The organism is Pseudoalteromonas sp. MB41, assembly GCF_020966275.1.
Lineage (GTDB): Bacteria > Pseudomonadota > Gammaproteobacteria > Enterobacterales > Alteromonadaceae > Pseudoalteromonas > Pseudoalteromonas lipolytica.
This window is the reverse complement of sequence record NZ_JAJJZF010000034.1, coordinates 11,869-31,990: the sequence shown is the minus strand read 5'-3', so window position 1 is coordinate 31,990 and position 20,122 is coordinate 11,869. Positions and strand designations below refer to the sequence as shown.

The window sequence follows — 20,122 nt, the reverse complement described above, 5'->3', positions numbered from 1 at the left end:
TCCATTTGAGCAGCACCAGTGATCATGTTTTTAACATAATCGGCGTGTCCTGGACAGTCTACGTGTGCGTAGTGACGAGTCGGTGTATCGTACTCAACGTGTGAAGTTGAGATTGTGATACCACGCTCACGCTCTTCTGGAGCGTTATCGATTGATGCGAAGTCTTTAGCTGTACCACCGTATACTTTTGCAAGTACGTTAGTGATTGCTGCAGTTAGGGTAGTTTTACCGTGGTCAACGTGGCCGATTGTACCAACGTTTACGTGCGGTTTTACGCGTTCAAACTTTTCTTTTGCCATCTTAAAAAATTCCTATAAAGAAATTAACGCCTGACCCACTATTGGGCCAGACAAGCTAAATCATATAACAGCGCGAGCTGCAATTATTGCATCTGCAACATTCTTAGCGGCTTCTGCATACTTTAAAAACTCCATAGAGTAAGATGCACGGCCTTGTGTTGCAGATCGCAGATCAGTTGCATAACCAAACATTTCAGAAAGTGGCACTTGTGCATTAATTTGCTTAAGACCACCGAATGCTTCTTCCATGCCTTCGATCATGCCGCGGCGACGGTTTAAGTCACCAACTACATCACCCATGTTTGCTTCAGGAGTGATAACTTCAACCTTCATTACTGGTTCTAGAAGAGCAGGGTTTGCTTCAAGCGCCCCTTTCTTCATCGCCATTGAACCTGCAATTTTAAATGCCATCTCATTCGAGTCTACATCATGGAATGAACCATCATATAAAGTCGCTTTAACGCCAAGTAATGGGTAGCCTGCCAGCACACCTTGAGCCATTTGCTCTTGGATGCCTTTATCTACCGCAGGGATGTATTCTTTTGGAACGGCACCACCAACGACTTCGTTAACGAATTCGTAAATTGGGGCGTCGTTGTCCGAAATATCCATCGGTTCAAGTTTAAGCCAGACGTGACCATATTGACCACGACCACCTGATTGACGTACGAACTTCCCTTCAACTTCAACAGTTGAACGGATAGCTTCACGGTATGCAACCTGCGGCTTACCAACGTTACATTCAACACTGAATTCACGTTTCATACGGTCGACAATGATATCAAGGTGAAGTTCACCCATACCAGAAATAATAGTCTGGCCTGATTCTTCGTCAGTTTGTACTCTGAAAGATGGATCTTCTGCTGCTAGTTTACCTAGTGCAATACCCATCTTGTCTTGGTCAGCGATTGTGCGAGGCTCAACCGCAACAGAGATAACTGGCTCTGGGAACTCCATACGCTCAAGCGTAATAATAGAGTTCGGATCACACAGTGTTTCACCTGTTGTTACGTCTTTAAGACCAATAGCCGCTGCGATGTCGCCTGCATAGACTACTTTGATCTCTTCACGTGAGTTTGAATGCATCTGAACGATACGACCAAGTCGCTCACGCTTACTTTTAACTGGATTGTATACCGCGTCACCCTGTTTAACAGTACCAGAGTAAACACGGAAGAAGGTCAAGGTGCCAACGAACGGGTCTGTCGCAATCTTAAAAGCAAGTGCTGCAAACGGTGCGTTGTCATCAGCAGGACGCTCTTCCTCAGTACCATCTTCAATGATACCTTGGATTTGTTTCACTTGTGTTGGCGCAGGCATATATTCAATAACAGCATCAAGCACAGCTTGAACACCTTTATTTTTAAATGCGCTACCACACGTCATGGGAACAATTTCGTTTGCTAATGTACGCTGACGTAACGCTGATTTAATTTCAGCTTCGGTCAGGTCTTCACCTTCTAGATATTTATCCATTAGCTCTTCTGACGCTTCAGCAGCGCTTTCAACTAAGTGAGAGCGCCATTCTTCTGCAAGCTCAAGAAGGTCTGCCGGAATGGCCTCATAAGAGAAAGTCATGCCTTGATCTTCGGCATTCCAGTTAATGGCTTTCATCTTAATGAGGTCAATAACACCTTTAAAATCGTCTTCAGCACCAATTGGTAGCTGAATTGGAACAGGCGTTGCTCCAAGACGAGATTTCACCTGGCTAACAACCGTTAAGAAGTCAGCGCCAGTGCGATCCATTTTATTTACGAAGATCATACGAGGAACTTCATATTTGTTCGCTTGACGCCAAACTGTCTCAGTTTGCGGCTGTACACCTGATGAAGCACAAAGAACAACTACCGCACCATCAAGTACACGTAAAGAACGCTCTACTTCGATAGTGAAATCTACGTGCCCTGGAGTATCAATAATATTGATACGATGGTCGTCAAACTGCGCGTCCATCCCTTTCCAGAAACACGTTGTTGCAGCAGAAGTGATTGTGATACCACGCTCTTGTTCCTGCTCCATCCAATCCATAGTTGCAGCGCCATCATGTACTTCACCAATCTTATGAGAAAGACCGGTGTAGAACAGAACACGTTCTGTTGTGGTGGTTTTACCTGCATCTACGTGAGCGCAAATACCTATATTACGATAGCGCTCAAGTGGAGTTGTACGTGCCATAAAATCCTCTTAAAGGTTAAGGGCAGATTACCAACGGTAATGAGCGAATGCTTTATTCGCTTCAGCCATACGGTGAACGTCTTCACGTTTCTTAACCGCAGTGCCTTTGTTGTCAGCAGCGTCAACGATTTCTTGAGCTAAACGTAAGCCCATAGATTTTTCGCCACGCTTACGTGCAGCGTCTACTAACCAACGCATACCTAATGCGTTGCGACGTACTGGACGTACTTCAACTGGTACTTGGTACGTTGAACCACCAACACGGCGAGATTTAACCTCTACCTGTGGGCGAACGTTATCAAGTGCAGCTTCAAAGATTTCTAGGTGCGACTTGCCTGATTTCTCAGCAGCCACGTCTAACGCACCATAAACGATTTTTTCAGCAGTAGATTTCTTGCCGTCTAACATTACTACGTTAACGAATTTAGCAAGAAGTTCCGATCCGAACTTAGGATCTGGAAGAATTTTACGTTGACCTATTACGCGTCTTCTAGGCATTTTGTATCTCCGGTATCTTCAGGTTTGCTCTTTTAGAGTCAATACCCAAAACAATTAATTTAAAAATTTAGTGCTTGGCCTTACTAACGGAGAACCATTAGCCCTTAGGGCGTTTAGCACCGTATTTAGAACGAGCTTGACGACGGTCGCTTACGCCTGCACAGTCAAGTGCACCACGAACAGTGTGGAAACGCACACCTGGTAAGTCTTTAACACGACCACCACGGATTAGGATTACACTGTGCTCTTGTAGGTTGTGGCCTTCACCACCAATGTAAGATGTTACTTCGAAACCGTTTGTTAAACGTACACGCGCTACTTTACGTAATGCAGAGTTTGGTTTCTTAGGTGTAGTTGTATATACGCGAGTACATACACCACGCTTTTGCGGACACGCTTTAAGCGCAGCTGAGTTACTTTTAGTAACCTTGCTACGACGTGGCTTACGCACTAGCTGGTTAATAGTTGCCATTTAAATAGCTCCTGAAATTAAAATTACTACTGAAAAAATAAAAAATCCGCCCTGTTTACATGCTCGTTACAAAACGTGCAGGCAAATGGGTGGCGGAATTTTAATGAGCAAAGTTTAACCTGTCAACCTTAACTCATCGCAAGGCAGCAGATAACTGCCTCGCGACTACTTAATCTATTGATTAAGTTGAGATTATTGGTTTCCAGAGATATCAGCATTAAGTGCGTCAGTTAATGCTTGAGTTGCCTCTTCAGCGCTAACAGTCTGCTCTTCGATGATTTCACCTTGCTTACGACGGTTCAAACGGTCTTGGTGATACGCAAAGCCAGTACCGGCTGGGATCAGACGACCCACGATTACGTTCTCTTTCAGACCACGAAGCTCATCGCTCTTACCATTTACAGCGGCTTCAGTAAGGACACGTGTTGTCTCCTGGAACGAGGCTGCTGAAATGAAAGATTCTGTTGCAAGTGACGCTTTAGTGATACCCATTAACTGGATTTCAAATTTAGCTGGGATCTTGCCTTGCTTTTCAAGGTCGCGGTTCGCGATATTAACGCGTGCCACTTCAACTTGTTCACCGGCTAAGAACTCAGTGTCACCGCCGTCAAGAATGATACATTTACGTAGCATTTGACGAATAATTGTCTCAATGTGCTTGTCATTGATCTTAACGCCCTGCAAGCGGTAAACCTCTTGCACTTCGTTAACGATATAGTTTGCAACATGAGTTACACCACGTAGGCGTAAGATGTCATGTGGTGATTCTGGACCATCGGCGATAACCTCACCTTTAGACACTTGCTCACCTTCGAACACGTTAAGTTGACGCCATTTAGGAATCATCTCTTCGTATGCGTCACCCTCTGCTGGCGTGATTACAAGACGCTTCTTACCTTTCGTTTCTTTACCGAAGCTAATTGTACCGGTGATTTCTGCAAGAATTGCAGGATCTTTCGGCTTACGTGCTTCGAATAAGTCAGCTACGCGAGGTAGACCACCCGTGATATCACGAGTCTTCGAACCTTCTTGCGGAATACGTGCAAGTACGTCACCTGGGTTTGCTGTCGCGCCGTCTGTTACTTCAATCGTTGTGAATGAAGGAAGACGTGTTTCTTGCAGACCACGCTCATCGCTTTCGATGATTAGTTTAGGTTCTTTCGCATTTACTTTACCTAAGTCTTTAACAACCACACGTGTTAAACCAGTTAACTCATCTGTTTGTGCTTCGGTATTTGAGTCATCAATATCGCTGAACGAGATTTTTGACTTATGCTCAAGAACGATTGGGTGACTATGCGGATCCCAAGTAGCAACGATATCGTTACCTTGAACTTCCGAATTATCTTGTACTGTTAACACGGCACCGTAAGGTACTTTATAACGCTCTTTCTCACGACCAAAGCTATCGATGATAGTGATCTCTGTTGAACGAGACGTGATAACAATCTTACCGTCTGTGTTTAATACGTACTTCGCATTGTGTAACTTCAATGTACCGTTAGTTTTAACTTGTACACTGTTCTCAGCAGACGCTCGAGATGCCGCACCACCGATGTGGAAGGTACGCATTGTAAGCTGTGTACCCGGCTCACCGATTGATTGTGCCGCGATAACACCTACTGACTCACCTGGATTGATGATGTGGCCACGCGCAAGGTCACGACCGTAACACTTAGCACATACACCAAAGTCATTATCACAGGTGATAACTGAACGAACGCGTACTTCATCCACTGAGTGCTCTTCTAAAAGGTCACACAGTTTTTCGTCAAGCATAATGTTACGCTCAACAAGTACTTCGTTAGTACCAGGAATAACAACATCTTCAGCAACAACACGACCAAGTACACGTTCGCGAAGTGCTTCTACAACGTCACCACCTTCAATAAGCGGTTTCATTGTTAAGCCATCTTCTGTGCCACAATCGTCTTCGTTGATTACTAAGTCTTGTGCAACGTCTACTAGACGACGCGTTAAGTAACCCGAGTTTGCTGTTTTAAGTGCTGTATCGGCAAGACCTTTACGCGCACCGTGCGTTGAGATGAAGTACTGTAGTACGTTTAGACCTTCACGGAAGTTCGCCGTGATTGGTGTCTCGATGATTGAACCATCTGGACGTGCCATTAGACCACGCATACCCGCTAACTGACGGATCTGAGCGGCGCTACCACGTGCACCTGAGTCGGCCATCATAAACACTGAGTTGAATGAAGATTGCTCTTCTTCTTCGCCTTTCGCGTTGATTACCGTGTCTTTTGATAAGTTAGCCATCATCTCACGTGATAAGTTTTCATTTACACGTGACCAGATATCGATAACTTTATTGTACTTTTCACCAGCCGTTACAAGACCTGATTGGAATTGTTGGTTGATTTCAGTTACTTCAGCTTCCGCTGATTCAATGATTTCTGCTTTAACCGGTGGGATAACTAAGTCATCAATACCGATTGAAACACCTGACTTCATTGCGTAGTGGAAACCGGTGTACATTACTTGGTCAGCAAAGATAACAGTATCTTTAAGACCTAGACGACGGTAACACTCGTTTAATAAGCCAGAAATCTGTTTCTTACCTAGGGCTTGGTTGATTAGCTCAAACGGCATGCCTTTAGGTAGGATAAGTGAAAGAATCGCACGACCTACTGTTGTTTCAACAATAGTAACGTAATCAACTGCTTCACCTTCTTCATTCTTAATTGTCTCACTGATACGTACTTTTACGCGCGCATGTAGCTCAGCGTTGCCGCTGCGGTATGCTTTTTCAGCTTCTTTAGGATCTTTAAATACTGCACCTTCGCCTTTCGCATTAATGCGATCACGCGTCATGTAGTAAAGACCTAATACAACGTCCTGTGAAGGAACGATGATTGGCTCACCATTCGCTGGAGACAGAATGTTGTTTGTAGACATCATTAGAGCACGTGCTTCTAACTGTGCTTCAAGCGTTAACGGTACGTGTACCGCCATTTGGTCACCATCGAAGTCAGCGTTGTACGCCGCACATACTAATGGGTGTAAATGAATCGCTTTACCTTCAATTAGCACAGGTTCGAACGCTTGGATACCCAAACGGTGAAGTGTTGGTGCACGGTTAAGTAACACTGGATGCTCACGAATTACTTCGTCTAATACATCCCATACTTCTGCCACTTCACGCTCAACCATCTTCTTCGCTGCTTTGATAGTCGTAGCCATGCCGCGACGCTCAAGTTTGCCGTAGATAAATGGTTTAAACAGCTCAAGTGCCATCTTCTTAGGAAGACCACACTGGTGTAGTTTAAGCGTAGGACCTACTGTGATTACAGAACGACCAGAGTAATCTACACGTTTACCAAGTAAGTTCTGACGGAAACGACCTTGCTTACCTTTGATCATATCAGCAAGCGATTTAAGAGGACGTTTGTTAGAACCTGTAATCGCACGACCGCGACGACCGTTATCAAGTAGCGCATCAACCGCTTCTTGTAACATACGTTTTTCGTTGCGTACGATAATATCTGGTGCCGCTAAATCTAATAGACGCTTAAGACGGTTATTACGGTTAATAACACGACGGTAAAGGTCATTTAGATCAGATGTCGCAAAACGACCACCGTCTAGTGGTACTAATGGACGTAGATCAGGTGGCAATACTGGAAGTACTGTCATGATCATCCACTCAGGGTTGTTACCTGATTGGTGGAACGATTCCATTAATTTAAGACGTTTAGTGATCTTCTTACGCTTCGTTTCAGAGTTAATTGTTGGTAACTCTTCACGCATTTCAGCAATTAATTGGCCAAGATCAAGTTCACGAAGCAAGTCTAATACTGCTTCTGCACCCATCTTCGCTTCAAACTCATCGCCGTGCTCTTCTAGCGCATCTAGGTACTCTTCTTCACCTAAAAGCTGACCACGCTCAAGCGTTGTCATACCCGGCTCAGTTACCACGAATGATTCGAAGTAAAGTACGCGCTCGATGTCACGAAGTGTCATGTCTAGCATTAAGCCGATACGTGACGGTAATGATTTTAAGAACCAAATATGCGCAACTGGGCTAGCAAGCTCAATATGACCCATACGGTCACGACGCACTTTAGTCAGCGTTACTTCAACGCCACACTTTTCACAAATAACACCACGGTGCTTAAGGCGCTTATATTTACCACATAAACACTCATAATCTTTCACTGGGCCGAAGATACGGGCACAGAATAAGCCGTCGCGCTCAGGCTTGAAAGTACGGTAGTTGATTGTCTCAGGTTTCTTTACTTCACCGTATGACCATGAACGAACCATATCTGGCGAAGCAAGACCAATGCGAATTGCATCGAATTCTTCGGTCTTATTTTGTTGCTTCAGAAACTTAAGTAAGTCTTTCACCTTAGCTCTCCTGTCGGAGGTTAATCTTGAGGGCGAATAACTCGCCCCTACATTCTATTCGGCCTAACAGGTGCGGCTTATGCCGCACCTAAATGGCTTAATTTTCTTCCAACTCGATGTTGATACCCAGTGAGCGGATTTCTTTCAACAATACGTTGAACGATTCTGGCATACCTGGTTCCATCTTATGGTTACCATCTACGATGTTCTTATACATCTTAGTACGACCGTTCACGTCATCCGATTTCACTGTTAGCATTTCTTGTAGTGTATATGCAGCACCGTAAGCTTCTAGTGCCCACACCTCCATCTCACCGAAACGCTGGCCACCGAACTGCGCTTTACCACCCAGCGGCTGCTGAGTAACAAGGCTGTAAGAACCAGTTGAACGCGCGTGCATCTTGTCATCAACCAAGTGGTTAAGTTTCAGCATGTACATGTAACCAACGGTTACTTGACGTTCAAACTGATCGCCAGTACGGCCATCATAAAGTGTAACTTGACCGCTTCTTGGATAACCACCAAGCTCTAGTAAGTCTTTGATTTCGCTTTCACGAGCACCATCAAAGGCTGGAGTTGCGATCGGTAAACCACCTTTCAAGTTTTCAGCTAAGCGACGAACTTCATCATCAGAGAATGAGTCGATATCGACTTTCTGACGACAATCACCTAAATCATAAACTTTCTTAACAAAGCTACGGATTTCGTGCAGTTCACGCTGCTCTTTCATCATTTCTTCAATGCGCTCACCCACACCACGTGCAGCAAGACCCATGTGTGTTTCTAGGATCTGACCGATGTTCATACGTGATGGTACACCTAGCGGGTTCAGAACGATGTCTACCGTACGACCTTTGTCATCGTATGGCATGTCTTCTACTGGTACGATAGTCGAGATAACACCTTTGTTACCGTGACGACCCGCCATCTTATCACCCGGTTGGATACGACGTTTAACAGCTAGGTATACTTTAACAATTTTAAGTACGCCTGGTGCTAAGTCATCACCTTGAGTGATCTTACGACGTTTGTTTTCAAACTTCTTATCGTATTCAGCTTTAAGCTCATCGTACTGAGCAGCTAGTTGCTCAAGCTCTGATTGCTTGTCTTCTTGAGCAAGGCTTTGAGTAAGCAGCTTTTCAGCATTAAGTGATGCAATTGTGTCTGCGTTCAGACCAGCGTCAACAAGTAGCTTACGAGCACGGTCTAATACACCGGCTTCTAAGATACGGAACTCTTCGTTGAAGTCTTTCTTCGCTTCGCGAAGCTGCATGTCTTCAACTTCTAACGCACGCTTATCTTTTTCAACACCGTCACGGGTGAAAACTTGTACGTCGATTACGGTACCTGTTACAGAGTTTGGTACACGTAAAGAGCTGTCTTTAACGTCTGACGCTTTCTCACCGAAGATCGCACGTAGTAGCTTTTCTTCTGGTGTTAATTGCGTTTCGCCTTTCGGAGTCACTTTACCTACTAGGATATCGCCGCCTTTTACTTCAGCACCGATATAAACAACGCCTGATTCATCAAGCTTGCCTAGTGCAGATTCACCTACGTTAGGGATATCTGCTGTGATCTCTTCAGGACCTAATTTAGTATCACGTGCGATACATTGTAGTTCTTGAATGTGGATAGTCGTTAGACGATCTTCTTGAACTACGCGCTCTGATAGTAGGATTGAATCCTCGAAGTTATAACCATTCCATGGCATGAATGCCACGCGAAGGTTTTGACCTAGTGCTAAGTCACCTAAGTCAGTCGAAGGACCATCTGCTAACACATCGCCACGTGTAACCGGCTCACCAACCATACACGTTGGTTTTTGGTTAATACATGTATTTTGGTTTGAGCGTGTGTATTTAGTAAGGTTGTAGATATCGATGCCCGCTTCGCCTGGAACGCGCTCATCTTCATTTACATTTACAACGATGCGGCTTGCATCGGCATACATTACTTCACCACCACGCTTAGCAACGATCGTTACACCAGAATCTTTTGCTAGTGTAAGCTCGATACCTGTACCTACCAGCGGCTTGTCCGCGATAAGTGTTGGTACTGCTTGACGTTGCATGTTTGAACCCATCAATGCACGGTTCGCATCATCGTGTTCTAGGAACGGGATAAGCGCGGCCGCTACAGAGATCACCTGTTGTGGTGATACGTCCATATATTGTTGGTCCATTTTGCCCATAAAGGTTGATTCACCTTTGTGACGGCATGGAATTAGTTCATCAACAAACTCATTGTCATCGTTCAAGTTTGAGTTCGCCTGAGCGATTACAAACTGACCTTCTTCAATGGCTGATAGGTAATCAACTTCATCAGTTACAACACCGTTTACCACTTTACGGTAAGGTGTTTCTAAGAAACCATAGTCGTTTGTACGTGCGTACGTAGACAATGAGTTAATTAGACCGATGTTTGGACCCTCAGGTGTTTCGATTGGACATACACGACCATAGTGGGTTACGTGAACGTCTCGCACCTCGAAGCCAGCACGTTCACGTGTTAAACCACCCGGGCCTAATGCAGAAATACGACGCTTATGCGTTACTTCTGAAAGCGGGTTATTTTGGTCCATGAACTGTGATAACTGAGACGAACCGAAGAACTCTTTAACCGCTGCCGAAATTGGCTTAGCGTTAATAAGGTCTTGTGGCATTACCGCATCAAGGTCACCTAAGCTTAAACGCTCACGTACTGCACGTTCTACACGTACTAGACCAACACGGAATTGATTCTCAGCCATTTCGCCAACGCTACGGATACGACGGTTGCCTAAGTGGTCGATATCATCAACATCGCCAACACCGTTACGAATAGCGATAAGCACTTTCATAACAGCTACGATGTCTTCTTTCGATAATGTGCCAGGGCCTGTATCAGTGTCATAACCTACACGGCTATTGAACTTCATACGACCAACTGTTGATAAATCATAACGCTCTTCAGAGAAGAACAAGTTATCAAATAAGGCTTCAGCCGCGTCTTTCGTCGGTGGCTCGCCTGGGCGCATCATGCGATAAATTTCTACTAATGCTTCTAAACGGTTGCTTGTTGTGTCGATACGAAGGGTATCTGACATGTAGGCGCCGCTGTCAACTTCATTGATATATAACGTATCAATCTTAGTGTGACCTGCTTTAACCAACTCAGCCATTAGCTCAAGTGATAGCTCGTCATTCGCGTTAGCGATGATCTCACCCGTTGACTCATCAACGTAGTTTTTAGCTACAACACGACCAATGATGTACTCATGCGGTACTTCTAATTGGTTAATACCTTTTTTCTCGATGTTCTTGATGTGACGCGCAGTAATACGACGACCCGCTTCAACAAGGACTTCACCGTCATCGCCTTTGATATCAAAAGCGGCAGTTTCACCACGTAAACGTGAAGGCACAAGTTCCATAAGAACTTTACCGTCAGTTACTTCAAACGCAGTAGTATCGAAGAAGATATCTAAGATTTCTTCTGTAGAGAACTCTAGTGCACGTAAGATAATTGACGCCGGTAATTTACGACGACGGTCAATACGTACATATAGGTTATCTTTTGCATCAAACTCGAAGTCTAACCATGAACCACGGTAAGGAATTACACGCGCGTTATAAAGTACTTTACCTGACGAGTGAGTTTTACCGCGGTCGTTATCAAAGAATACACCAGGGCTACGGTGTAGCTGAGAAACGATAACACGCTCTGTACCATTGATTACAAAGGTACCGGTATCAGTCATGAGCGGAATTTCGCCCATGTAAACTTCTTGCTCTTTAATGTCTTTAACTGTGCCTGGTGCTTCTTTGTCCATCACCACAAGACGCAATTTTACGCGAAGTGGAGCAGAATAAGTCACACCGCGAATTTGACATTCTTTTACATCGAATACTGGCTCACCAATACGATAACTTACGTATTGAAGCTCAGAATTTCCCGAGTAGCTTTTGATCGGAAACACAGAACGGAAAGCAGCTTCCAAACCGTGATCGCCATCAGCGTCAGGGACTAAGAATTTTTTAAACGATTCTAACTGCGTCGACAGTAAGAAAGGTATATCCAAAACTTGTGGACGTTTACCAAAATCCTTACGGATACGTTTCTTTTCAGAATAAGAGTAAGCCATGGGGTTCCTCAGCTTGCTGATCTTTGACCCGACCTGTTCTTGTAAGAACAGACTTAACTGGCATCTATGCCAAGATGTACAACATTAAATTGTTGTTCTAGTTCACTCTGCTACTTTCAACACCTTTACAGGTAACAACTTGAAAATAAAGAGAAAATTAGATTTTATTTGCACTATAGGAAAACATCGCTCCATAGCGCAAAAAGGCCGGTGATTAAATAATCACCAGCCCTTGCCTGATTACTCAGGCAGCGAACCTAGCGTAAGCTAGATTACTTAACCTCAACTTCAGCACCAGCTTCAGTAAGGTCTTTTGCAAGCGCTTCAGCTTCTTCTTTAGATACACCTTCTTTGATAGGTGCAGGAGCTGATTCAACAAGTGCTTTAGCTTCTTTAAGGCCAAGACCAGTTGCACCACGTACAGCTTTGATTGCAGCAACCTTGTTAGCGCCAGCGCCAGTAAGGATTACGTCAAACTCAGTCTTCTCTTCAGCAGCTTCAGCAGCTGGACCAGCAACAACAGCAGCTGCTGCAGTTACGCCGAATTTTTCTTCCATTGCTTCAACTAGAGCAACAACGTCCATTACTGACATTTCAGCAATAGCATCAAGGATTTGGTCTTTAGTTACAGACATTACAAATTTCCTAATTATTACGGACTAATTTTAGTCCAAAAAAAATATTACACCGAAAGTGAACAAAAAAACAGCTTAAAATTAAGCAGCTTGCTCAGCTTTCTGTACACGTACTGCTTCAATTGTTTTACACAATTTGCCAGCAGACGCTTCTTTCATAGCGCTCATTAAGCGTGCAACAGCTTCGTCGTAAGTAGGTAGAGTTGCTAGCATAGCTGCGTCTACTACGTTACCTTCAAATGCAGCGGTCTTAACTTCGAATTTCTCGTTCTTCTTCGCGAAATCTGAGAAGATACGCGCAGCAGCACCAGGGTGCTCTGAAGAGAAAGCGATTAAGCTTGGACCAACAAATGAGTCAGAAAGGCACTCAAAATCTGTTCCTTCAACAGCACGTTTAGCTAAAGTGTTACGAACAACTTTCATCCATACACCAGCTGCACGAGCTTCTTTACGAAGGGCAGTGATAGCACCAACTGTTACACCACGAGAATCTGCAACAACTGCAGAAAGAGCACCAGTGGCTGCTTCGTTGACTTCAGCAACAATTGCTTTTTTGCCTTGAAGATTTAAAGCCATGGGTGTTACTCCTGGTTTAATGGGTCGCCGATATTGGCTTCCCTGTTCTACTCTTCCCCATCAATGATGGAGATGCTTTTTACGGCGAGAGCCAGAAGATTAGGAAAAATCTATCTGGGGATTCACACCGTCTACGTAGGTAAAAATATTAAGGCCGAAGCCGCCTACGGTCTTGGACGGAAGCCCAATTTATCGTTTATACCCGAAGGCGTACGAAATTATGGACTTCAACCCGAATTCTTTACTTGTTTTGAAATTAACTTTCTCAACAAAATGGCGCAAAATTATAGTTCAAATTTCGCGCCATGTAAACTCTTAATTAAGCAACAGTTGTGCTTAGAGAGTTTTGGTCAACAGCAACACCTGCGCCCATTGTTGTAGAGATAGTTACTTTCTTCACGTAAGTACCTTTTGCTTGAGAAGGTTTAGCCTTCTTAAGCGCAACAATAAGAGCTTCAAGGTTTTGTTGAAGTTGCTCAGCAGTGAAATCAACCTTACCGATAGTAGTATGGATGATACCGTTCTTGTCGTTACGGTAACGAACTTGACCTGCTTTCGCGTTTTTAACTGCTTCTGCAACGTTAGGTGTTACAGTACCAGTTTTAGGGTTTGGCATTAGACCACGTGGACCTAAGATTTGACCTAGTTGACCAACAACGCGCATAGCGTCTGGAGATGCAACAACAACGTCAAAGTTCATCTCGCCTTTCTTAACTAGATCAGCAAGATCTTCCATGCCCACTAATTCAGCACCGGCTTCTTTTGCAGCTTCTGCATTAGCGCCTTGAGTGAATACAGCAACACGAACGTCACGACCAGTACCGTTAGGTAGTACAGTTGCACCACGAACGTTTTGGTCAGATTTACGAGCATCGATACCAAGGTTAACAGCAACGTCAACACTTTCTACGAATTTAGCTGTCGCTAACTCTTTTAAAAGAGCAACTGCTTCGTTGATTTCGTAATCTTTAGTCGCATCCACTTTTTCGCGGATTGTACGCATACGTTTAGTTAATTTTGCCATTATCTTAGTCCTCTACGTTCAAGCCCATCGCACGCGCAGAACCTGCGATAGTGCGAACTGCAGCATCCATATCAGCTGCTGTAAGGTCAGGTCGTTTTGTCTCAACGATTTCTTCAAGTTGAGCACGAGTTACTGTACCCACTTTTTCAGTGTTAGGACGGCCAGAGCCTGATTTGATACCTGCAGCTTTCTTAAGTAAGTAAGCAGCCGGTGGCGTTTTCATTTCGAACGTGAAAGAACGGTCGCCGTAAACAGAGATCACTACAGGAACTGGAGCGCCTTTTTCGATAGATTCTGTACGTGCGTTGAACGCTTTACAGAATTCCATGATGTTTACACCGTGCTGACCTAGTGCTGGACCTACTGGAGGACTAGGATTAGCCATACCAGCGGCAACTTGTAGCTTGATAATAGCTTCAACTTTTTTAGCCATAATAAATACCTCATTTGGTGGGTCATAGCCTTGTGCGCGCGAGGACGCGTACTCTAACGGCTTCCCAGTTTAAAAATTGGTTCTCACTTTATGTGATAAAACAAGTTACTACTTGCCCTAACACAAAAAGGCCGCTGATTATAAGTTAATCAACGGCCTTTTTCAAGCATATTGCCAAAATATTAAACGATTTTGGCTGCTTTAATTTTTTATCTTACTTGTCTTGTTCAACTTGACCAAATTCAAGCTCAACTGGCGTAGAACGACCAAAGATAAGTACCGATACTTTTACGCGGCTCTTTTCGTAATCCACTTCTTCAACAACACCGCTGAAGTCAGCAAATGGACCATCGATAACACGAACAACTTCGCCCGGCTCAAATAATGTAGCTGGCTTAGGTGCTTCAGAGTTCTCTTGAAGACGGTTTAAGATGCGATCTGCTTCTTTTTGGCTGATTGGCGCTGGACGATCTGACGTACCACCAATAAAGCCCATTACACGTGCAGTGCTGTTTACTAAGTGCCAGCTTGCATCGTTCATGTCCATTTGTACAAGTACATAACCTGGGAAGAATTTACGCTCAGATTTACGCTTTTGACCTGCGCGCATCTCAACAACTTCTTCCGTTGGTACTAATACTTCACCAAAACTATCTTCCAAACCTTCAATCTTGATATGCTCAAGAATAGTTTGTGCAACACGCTTCTCATAACCTGAGAAAGCTTGTACTACGTACCAACGTAGTTTCTTTTCGTTCTTCTCATCCGACATGGGATTAGATCTCCAATCCAGTTAAAAAGCCTACGGCGCGGAATAAAATGCCATCTAATCCCCAAAGGATAAGTGCCATAATCACAGTTGCAACCATTACAATTAATGTCGTATGGGTTGTTTCTTGGCGTGTTGGCCACACAACTTTACGTACTTCGATACGTGCTTCTTTAGCAAATGCTAAAAATGTACGACCTTTTTCTGTTAGTGAGGCAATGCCTAAACCCGCTGCAACAGCGACCACTACACCAATAGCACGCAACAATACAGACTGATCTGCATACATGTGATTACCAACTACTGCGCCTGCAAGTAGCGCAATCGCTACAATCCACTTAACTGAATCCATCGCACTTGATGGTGTTTCTACATTCGTGCTCATAATATTATTACCTTAACTACAGACACAACAACCCTGCGCGAAGGCAGGGTTAATCCATTAAAATCTAAACTTAAAAACAGACTTATTTAAACCGATTTTTAATTTCAGACTCCACACTTATTGTGTAAAAAGTGGCAGGGGCGGAGAGATTCGAACTCCCAACCGTCGGTTTTGGAGACCGCTGTTCTACCAATTGGAACTACGCCCCTGCAAAGTGGATGCCTATTATACTTACGCAATTCATTAACACAAGAGTAAAAGATACCCAGAAGTTAAAATCTCACCTGTTAGTATAAAAATCAATATTAACATTGATTAAAAAGCAGTTTACTATCAGCCTAATAAAGGAACAAAAACACCAACAAGATGGATCTCTGTGCTGTATTTAAACACCCTATTATGCCTAATATTTTTCAGCTTAGCTGTTCTGAAAAGTCATGTTGTAAGTGCGCAATCACTTCACTTAAGCATCTTTGATAGCGAGCATGGCTTAAGTCAAAACTCCATCAATTGCAGTCTCACTGATGCGCAAGGGTTTCAGTGGTTTGCCACACAAGGAGGGCTCAATCGATTTGATGGCTATGAATTTAAACGCTTTAAAGCACATACTTCAGCGACCAGTATTTCCGGTAATTGGATTACCGCATGCTTAAAAGGCACTGATAACGACCTTTGGTTTTCAACAGCCAGTAAAGGACTAAACCGGCTTGATCCCACCACGGGCCAATTTTACACCTATTCGACCTTTACAAACCCACAACTCAGTGATGATAAAATATGGTCTTTGGCTTTTGATAAGAGTGGCAATATGTGGTTGGGTCATGAACAAGGCACACTCAGCTACTTTGATATTGCAGCGCAGCAATTTGAGACTTATCAGGTTGCTGAAAATACACAACAAAACATTGTCATCAGAGACATTATTGCAGTACAAAATACCCTGTGGCTTGCAACCAGCCATGGTCTGCTGTCGTTTAACCCTAAAACCAAACAATTTAAACATGACATCGCCCTCACCTCGCCACTTTGGCATCTTAACAAGTTAAGTTCAAATCAATTGCTCATCGGTGCAAAACAAGGGCTGTATATATTTTCAATCGATACAGAGACATCTTCCGAATTGCCGCAATTTAAGGGAGTTTGGATCACTGACAGTCTTCTCGACAATCAGCATAACCTGTGGCTAACAAGTTATGGGCAAGGCGTATACTTTTTAGCTGCGGGGGCAGATATATACACTGACGTTGCACACTATCGTCATGATGTACAAAAGCCTAACGGACTCAAAAATGATTACTTACTCTCTATATATCAAGACCCACAAGGAATTATTTGGATTGGGACCGATGGTTTTGGTATACACAGATACGATCCGAAACAGCAACAATTTGGACATCAAAGCACAACGTCAAGCCCTCACTCTCTCACGCATAATTTTATTCGTGCGATTATTAAACGTAAAAATGGCCAGTTGTGGGTTGGCACGCGCGAGGGTTTAAATCGTGCGATACCGCAAGGCTATCAGCACTATACAACCCGCTTACCCAATACCAACATATTTAGCTTACATGAGGATAAAAGGCAGCAATTGTGGGTTGGGACATACGGCGGCGGGCTTCTTAAATACCAAGATGAAAGCGATGATTTTGTCAGCTATACCATGCAAAGCCACCAGCTTAGCAGTGATCGCGTTTATGCAATTGAAAGTGATAAAGACGGCATAGTGTGGCTCGGTAGTAACCAAGGATTAACTCGCTTTGATCCAGATTCAGAAACAGTGACCCATTATCAGCACAATGCAACCCATAACAGCTTAGCCAATAATACCGTTTTCACACTTGCGTATGATAAGAATGATCACGCTTTGTGGGTGGGTACGCGTGCGGGACTCAATAAGTTTTCCATCGAAACAGAGCAATTTACATTACTTAATGAACGCACAGGTCTGAGCCATAACATGGTCACGTCGTTATTACTCAGCGACGATAAAACGCTGTGGGTCGGCACAATGCAAGGCCTCAACAAGGTCAATAAACAAAACTTTGATGTCGAGCATATTAGCGAGCAACATGGCCTAGTAAATGACAATATTTTTGACATTTTAGCCGATAAACAAGGCTATTTATGGTTAGCTACCAATGGCGGATTAACACGTTATCATCCAATAACGGGCAGCATACAACCGTTTTTACCTGAAGATGGAATCCAGCATCAATCCTTCATTCTTGGGGCTAGTTTTCAAGCGATAGATGGCGAGCTATTCTTTGGCGGAATTAATGGTTTTAATCAGTTTTACCCTGACAAGCTCACCTTAGATCACACTCCCCCCACTCCCGTATTAACCGAGTTATTGCTTAATAACCGTGAAATTAGCACTGATTTTTTTGACCACAGCACCGACACGCTGATCAATGCGACAAACACGTTCTCTTTCGCAAAATCAGCGGGAGTTATTGGCTTTAAATTTAGTGCATTAAATAACGCCGCCACACCAAAGCATTATCAATATGGCTATAAACTAGCGGGGTTTGACCAACAGTTTTTATATAATGATGCATCGCAACGTCAAATAAACTATCCGCAGCTTCCTGCTGGACATTATCAATTACAGCTAAAAGTAAGGGATCAATATGGGCAGTGGAGTGAGGATACCACCCTACTCGAACTGAAGGTTGTTCCACCTTGGTGGCAAAGCAATGTCGCTTATATATCTTACACACTATGTGCAATGACATTAGCATGGCTGGTTATTAGTTCAATTTATCAGCGCAAGCTGGCCGAACAGCAAAAACAAAAAGAAATTGAGTTAAATAAATTAAAAGATCAGTTCTTAGATAATATAAGTCATGAACTAAAAACCCCATTGAGCTTGATTCTGGCTCCTATTAGCCAGTTACAGCAGTCCACCCACAGTTCGAAGGCTCAATCGCAATTAGCAAGCATAAAACGTAATTGCCAACGCTTGCTTGACTTAATAAATCAACTACTGCAACTGAGCAAACGACCCAGTACGGCCGTGCATTATGTATCCGCTTATTCATTAACGACTTTTTTAACTGATCTCATCGATGACTTTGCGCCGCTATTCGCCCAAAAACAGCTTAAATTTAATTTTCAAGATCACTGTGAAACTGTGTGCACTATAAATATCGCGCCTAATCATGCGCACTCTATCGTCAGTAACCTGATCAGTAATGCGCTTAAATACACCCCGGCAGGCGGTGAGGTTCGAGTGTGTTTGCATCACAGCGATAACCTCGCGCATATCAGCGTGTCCGACACAGGAATTGGCATTGCAAAAGACCAACAGGTGAAAATATTCGAAAGGTTTACTCGCTTAGACACATGTTCAGAAACCGGCAGTGGTATTGGGCTTACATTAGTGAAACAACTGGTCGAGGATTATGGCGGTGAAATATCACTAACTAGCTCGCCAGCGCAGGGCAGCTGTTTTACGGTCTCGCTGCCTACAGTTATCAGTGCAACAAAACAAAACTTGCCAACGGTCACCACCCAACCTGGCTTAAGGCAAACACTCATGATTGTTGAAGACAATAGTGATATGAGTGAGCTGCTCTTGTCACTATTTAGTGAGCAGTTCAATTGCATCTGTGCTTGCGATGGCCAACAAGCCTTGTCACTTTGTCAGTCTGAATTACCCGACCTTATTATCAGTGATGTTATGATGCCTAACATGGACGGATACCAAATGCTTGCGAAGCTTCGTGCTGATAACGCGACCAGTCATATCCCCGTTTTATTATTATCTGCCAAAGCTGACACGCCTAGCCGTTTAAAAGGCCTTGATTTACTAGCTGACGACTTTTTAAGTAAACCCTTTGAACCGTCTATTTTACTAAGCAAAGTAAAAGGCCTACTCAGTTTACGTTATTTACTAAATCAACACTTAGCGGCTCAACTTACCTCTGAGATACAAAGCGACAATAATGAGTACGTTACGGTGCAAACTAAAGACTCTGTATTTACAGAGAAGCTTAAAAAGGTGGTCCGAGAAAACTATCAGTCGGATCAGTTTTCAATTGAACAGCTGGCATCAGCACTGTGTTTAAGCCCTCGGGCACTGCAGTTAAAAATGAAAGCACTGTATTCACTCACCCCTTCTGACTATTTACGTAACACACGTATTGAGTATGCAGCAAAACAGCTAATAGAAAGTTCATTAGCCATAGGCTTAATAGCAGAAAATAATGGGTTTAGTTCTCAAAGCTATTTTGCTCGCAGCTTCAAAGGACACTTTGGTGTATCGCCGAAGCAATATAGAGAAAAGCATCAGAAACAGCCTGATTTTCGCCTAAGTGAATAAAGTCTTCGCATATGTACTATTAATAAAGCACTGATTTTTATAGC

General features: G+C 43.6%; 13 protein-coding genes and 1 tRNA gene. 1 reads left to right on the top strand and 13 read right to left on the bottom strand.

Annotation, left to right across the window (positions count from 1 at the left end; translation table 11 throughout):
• The 13 genes from LPA49_RS20500 to LPA49_RS20440 form a co-directional block, all read right to left on the bottom strand.
• The coding region (locus tag LPA49_RS20500; RefSeq protein ID WP_230236577.1) for a GTP-binding protein at positions 1-299 on the bottom strand (299 nt) is incomplete at its 3' end.
• 60 nt (positions 300-359) lie between these two features.
• On the bottom strand, positions 360-2,474 hold the full coding sequence (gene fusA, locus LPA49_RS20495; protein ID WP_036971554.1) for an elongation factor G: 2,115 nt from the start codon (positions 2,472-2,474) through the stop codon (positions 360-362).
• Positions 2,475-2,501: 27 nt separating this feature from the next.
• Positions 2,502-2,972: a 30S ribosomal protein S7 gene (gene rpsG, locus LPA49_RS20490; RefSeq protein WP_036971557.1), complete on the bottom strand. Its 471-nt coding sequence runs from the start codon at positions 2,970-2,972 to the stop codon at positions 2,502-2,504.
• Between the two features lie 97 nt (positions 2,973-3,069).
• Entirely contained in the window at positions 3,070-3,444 is a 375-nt protein-coding gene (gene rpsL / locus LPA49_RS20485; RefSeq protein WP_002958885.1) for a 30S ribosomal protein S12, read from the bottom strand.
• Positions 3,445-3,636: 192 nt separating this feature from the next.
• Positions 3,637-7,809 (bottom strand): DNA-directed RNA polymerase subunit beta', encoded by a 4,173-nt coding sequence (rpoC, locus tag LPA49_RS20480; RefSeq protein WP_036971561.1) that lies wholly within the window; start codon positions 7,807-7,809, stop codon positions 3,637-3,639.
• A 97-nt stretch (positions 7,810-7,906) separates the two neighbouring features.
• Positions 7,907-11,932 carry a DNA-directed RNA polymerase subunit beta gene (rpoB, locus tag LPA49_RS20475; RefSeq protein ID WP_036971565.1) on the bottom strand — a complete coding sequence of 1,342 codons (4,026 nt, stop codon included), beginning with the start codon at positions 11,930-11,932 and terminating at the stop codon, positions 7,907-7,909.
• 272 nt (positions 11,933-12,204) lie between these two features.
• The gene (gene rplL, locus LPA49_RS20470; protein ID WP_036971568.1) at positions 12,205-12,567 is read right to left on the bottom strand and encodes a 50S ribosomal protein L7/L12; all 363 of its coding nucleotides are present in this window, start codon (positions 12,565-12,567) and stop codon (positions 12,205-12,207) included.
• An 81-nt stretch (positions 12,568-12,648) separates the two neighbouring features.
• Positions 12,649-13,143, bottom strand: a complete 495-nt coding sequence (gene rplJ / locus LPA49_RS20465) for a 50S ribosomal protein L10 (RefSeq protein ID WP_036971571.1) — start codon at positions 13,141-13,143, stop codon at positions 12,649-12,651.
• A gap of 319 nt (positions 13,144-13,462) precedes the next feature.
• Positions 13,463-14,167: a 50S ribosomal protein L1 gene (gene rplA / locus LPA49_RS20460; protein WP_036971573.1), complete on the bottom strand. Its 705-nt coding sequence runs from the start codon at positions 14,165-14,167 to the stop codon at positions 13,463-13,465.
• Between the two features lie 4 nt (positions 14,168-14,171).
• Entirely contained in the window at positions 14,172-14,600 is a 429-nt protein-coding gene (gene rplK, locus LPA49_RS20455; protein ID WP_036971575.1) for a 50S ribosomal protein L11, read from the bottom strand.
• 214 nt (positions 14,601-14,814) lie between these two features.
• Positions 14,815-15,372, bottom strand: coding sequence for a transcription termination/antitermination protein NusG (gene nusG / locus LPA49_RS20450; RefSeq protein WP_036971577.1), 558 nt, complete (start codon positions 15,370-15,372; stop codon positions 14,815-14,817).
• A gap of 4 nt (positions 15,373-15,376) precedes the next feature.
• Positions 15,377-15,754: a preprotein translocase subunit SecE gene (secE, locus tag LPA49_RS20445; protein WP_036971579.1), complete on the bottom strand. Its 378-nt coding sequence runs from the start codon at positions 15,752-15,754 to the stop codon at positions 15,377-15,379.
• 132 nt (positions 15,755-15,886) lie between these two features.
• Positions 15,887-15,963, bottom strand: a tRNA-Trp gene (locus LPA49_RS20440).
• 167 nt (positions 15,964-16,130) lie between these two features.
• Here LPA49_RS20440 and LPA49_RS20435 point away from each other — a divergent pair.
• On the top strand, positions 16,131-20,078 hold the full coding sequence (locus LPA49_RS20435) for a two-component regulator propeller domain-containing protein (protein ID WP_230237686.1): 3,948 nt from the start codon (positions 16,131-16,133) through the stop codon (positions 20,076-20,078).
• Positions 20,079-20,122 lie beyond the last annotated feature (44 nt).

Coding starts and splice junctions, on each gene's coding strand:
- secE (WP_036971579.1), bottom strand. CDS start 15,754: ATGAGCACGAATGTAGAAACACCATCAAGTGCGATGGATTCAGTTAAG.
- rplJ (WP_036971571.1), bottom strand. CDS start 13,143: ATGGCTTTAAATCTTCAAGGCAAAAAAGCAATTGTTGCTGAAGTCAAC.
- rplL (WP_036971568.1), bottom strand. CDS start 12,567: ATGTCTGTAACTAAAGACCAAATCCTTGATGCTATTGCTGAAATGTCA.
- rplA (WP_036971573.1), bottom strand. CDS start 14,167: ATGGCAAAATTAACTAAACGTATGCGTACAATCCGCGAAAAAGTGGAT.
- rpoB (WP_036971565.1), bottom strand. CDS start 11,932: ATGGCTTACTCTTATTCTGAAAAGAAACGTATCCGTAAGGATTTTGGT.
- rpsL (WP_002958885.1), bottom strand. CDS start 3,444: ATGGCAACTATTAACCAGCTAGTGCGTAAGCCACGTCGTAGCAAGGTT.
- fusA (WP_036971554.1), bottom strand. CDS start 2,474: ATGGCACGTACAACTCCACTTGAGCGCTATCGTAATATAGGTATTTGC.
- rpsG (WP_036971557.1), bottom strand. CDS start 2,972: ATGCCTAGAAGACGCGTAATAGGTCAACGTAAAATTCTTCCAGATCCT.
- nusG (WP_036971577.1), bottom strand. CDS start 15,372: ATGTCGGATGAGAAGAACGAAAAGAAACTACGTTGGTACGTAGTACAA.
- rplK (WP_036971575.1), bottom strand. CDS start 14,600: ATGGCTAAAAAAGTTGAAGCTATTATCAAGCTACAAGTTGCCGCTGGT.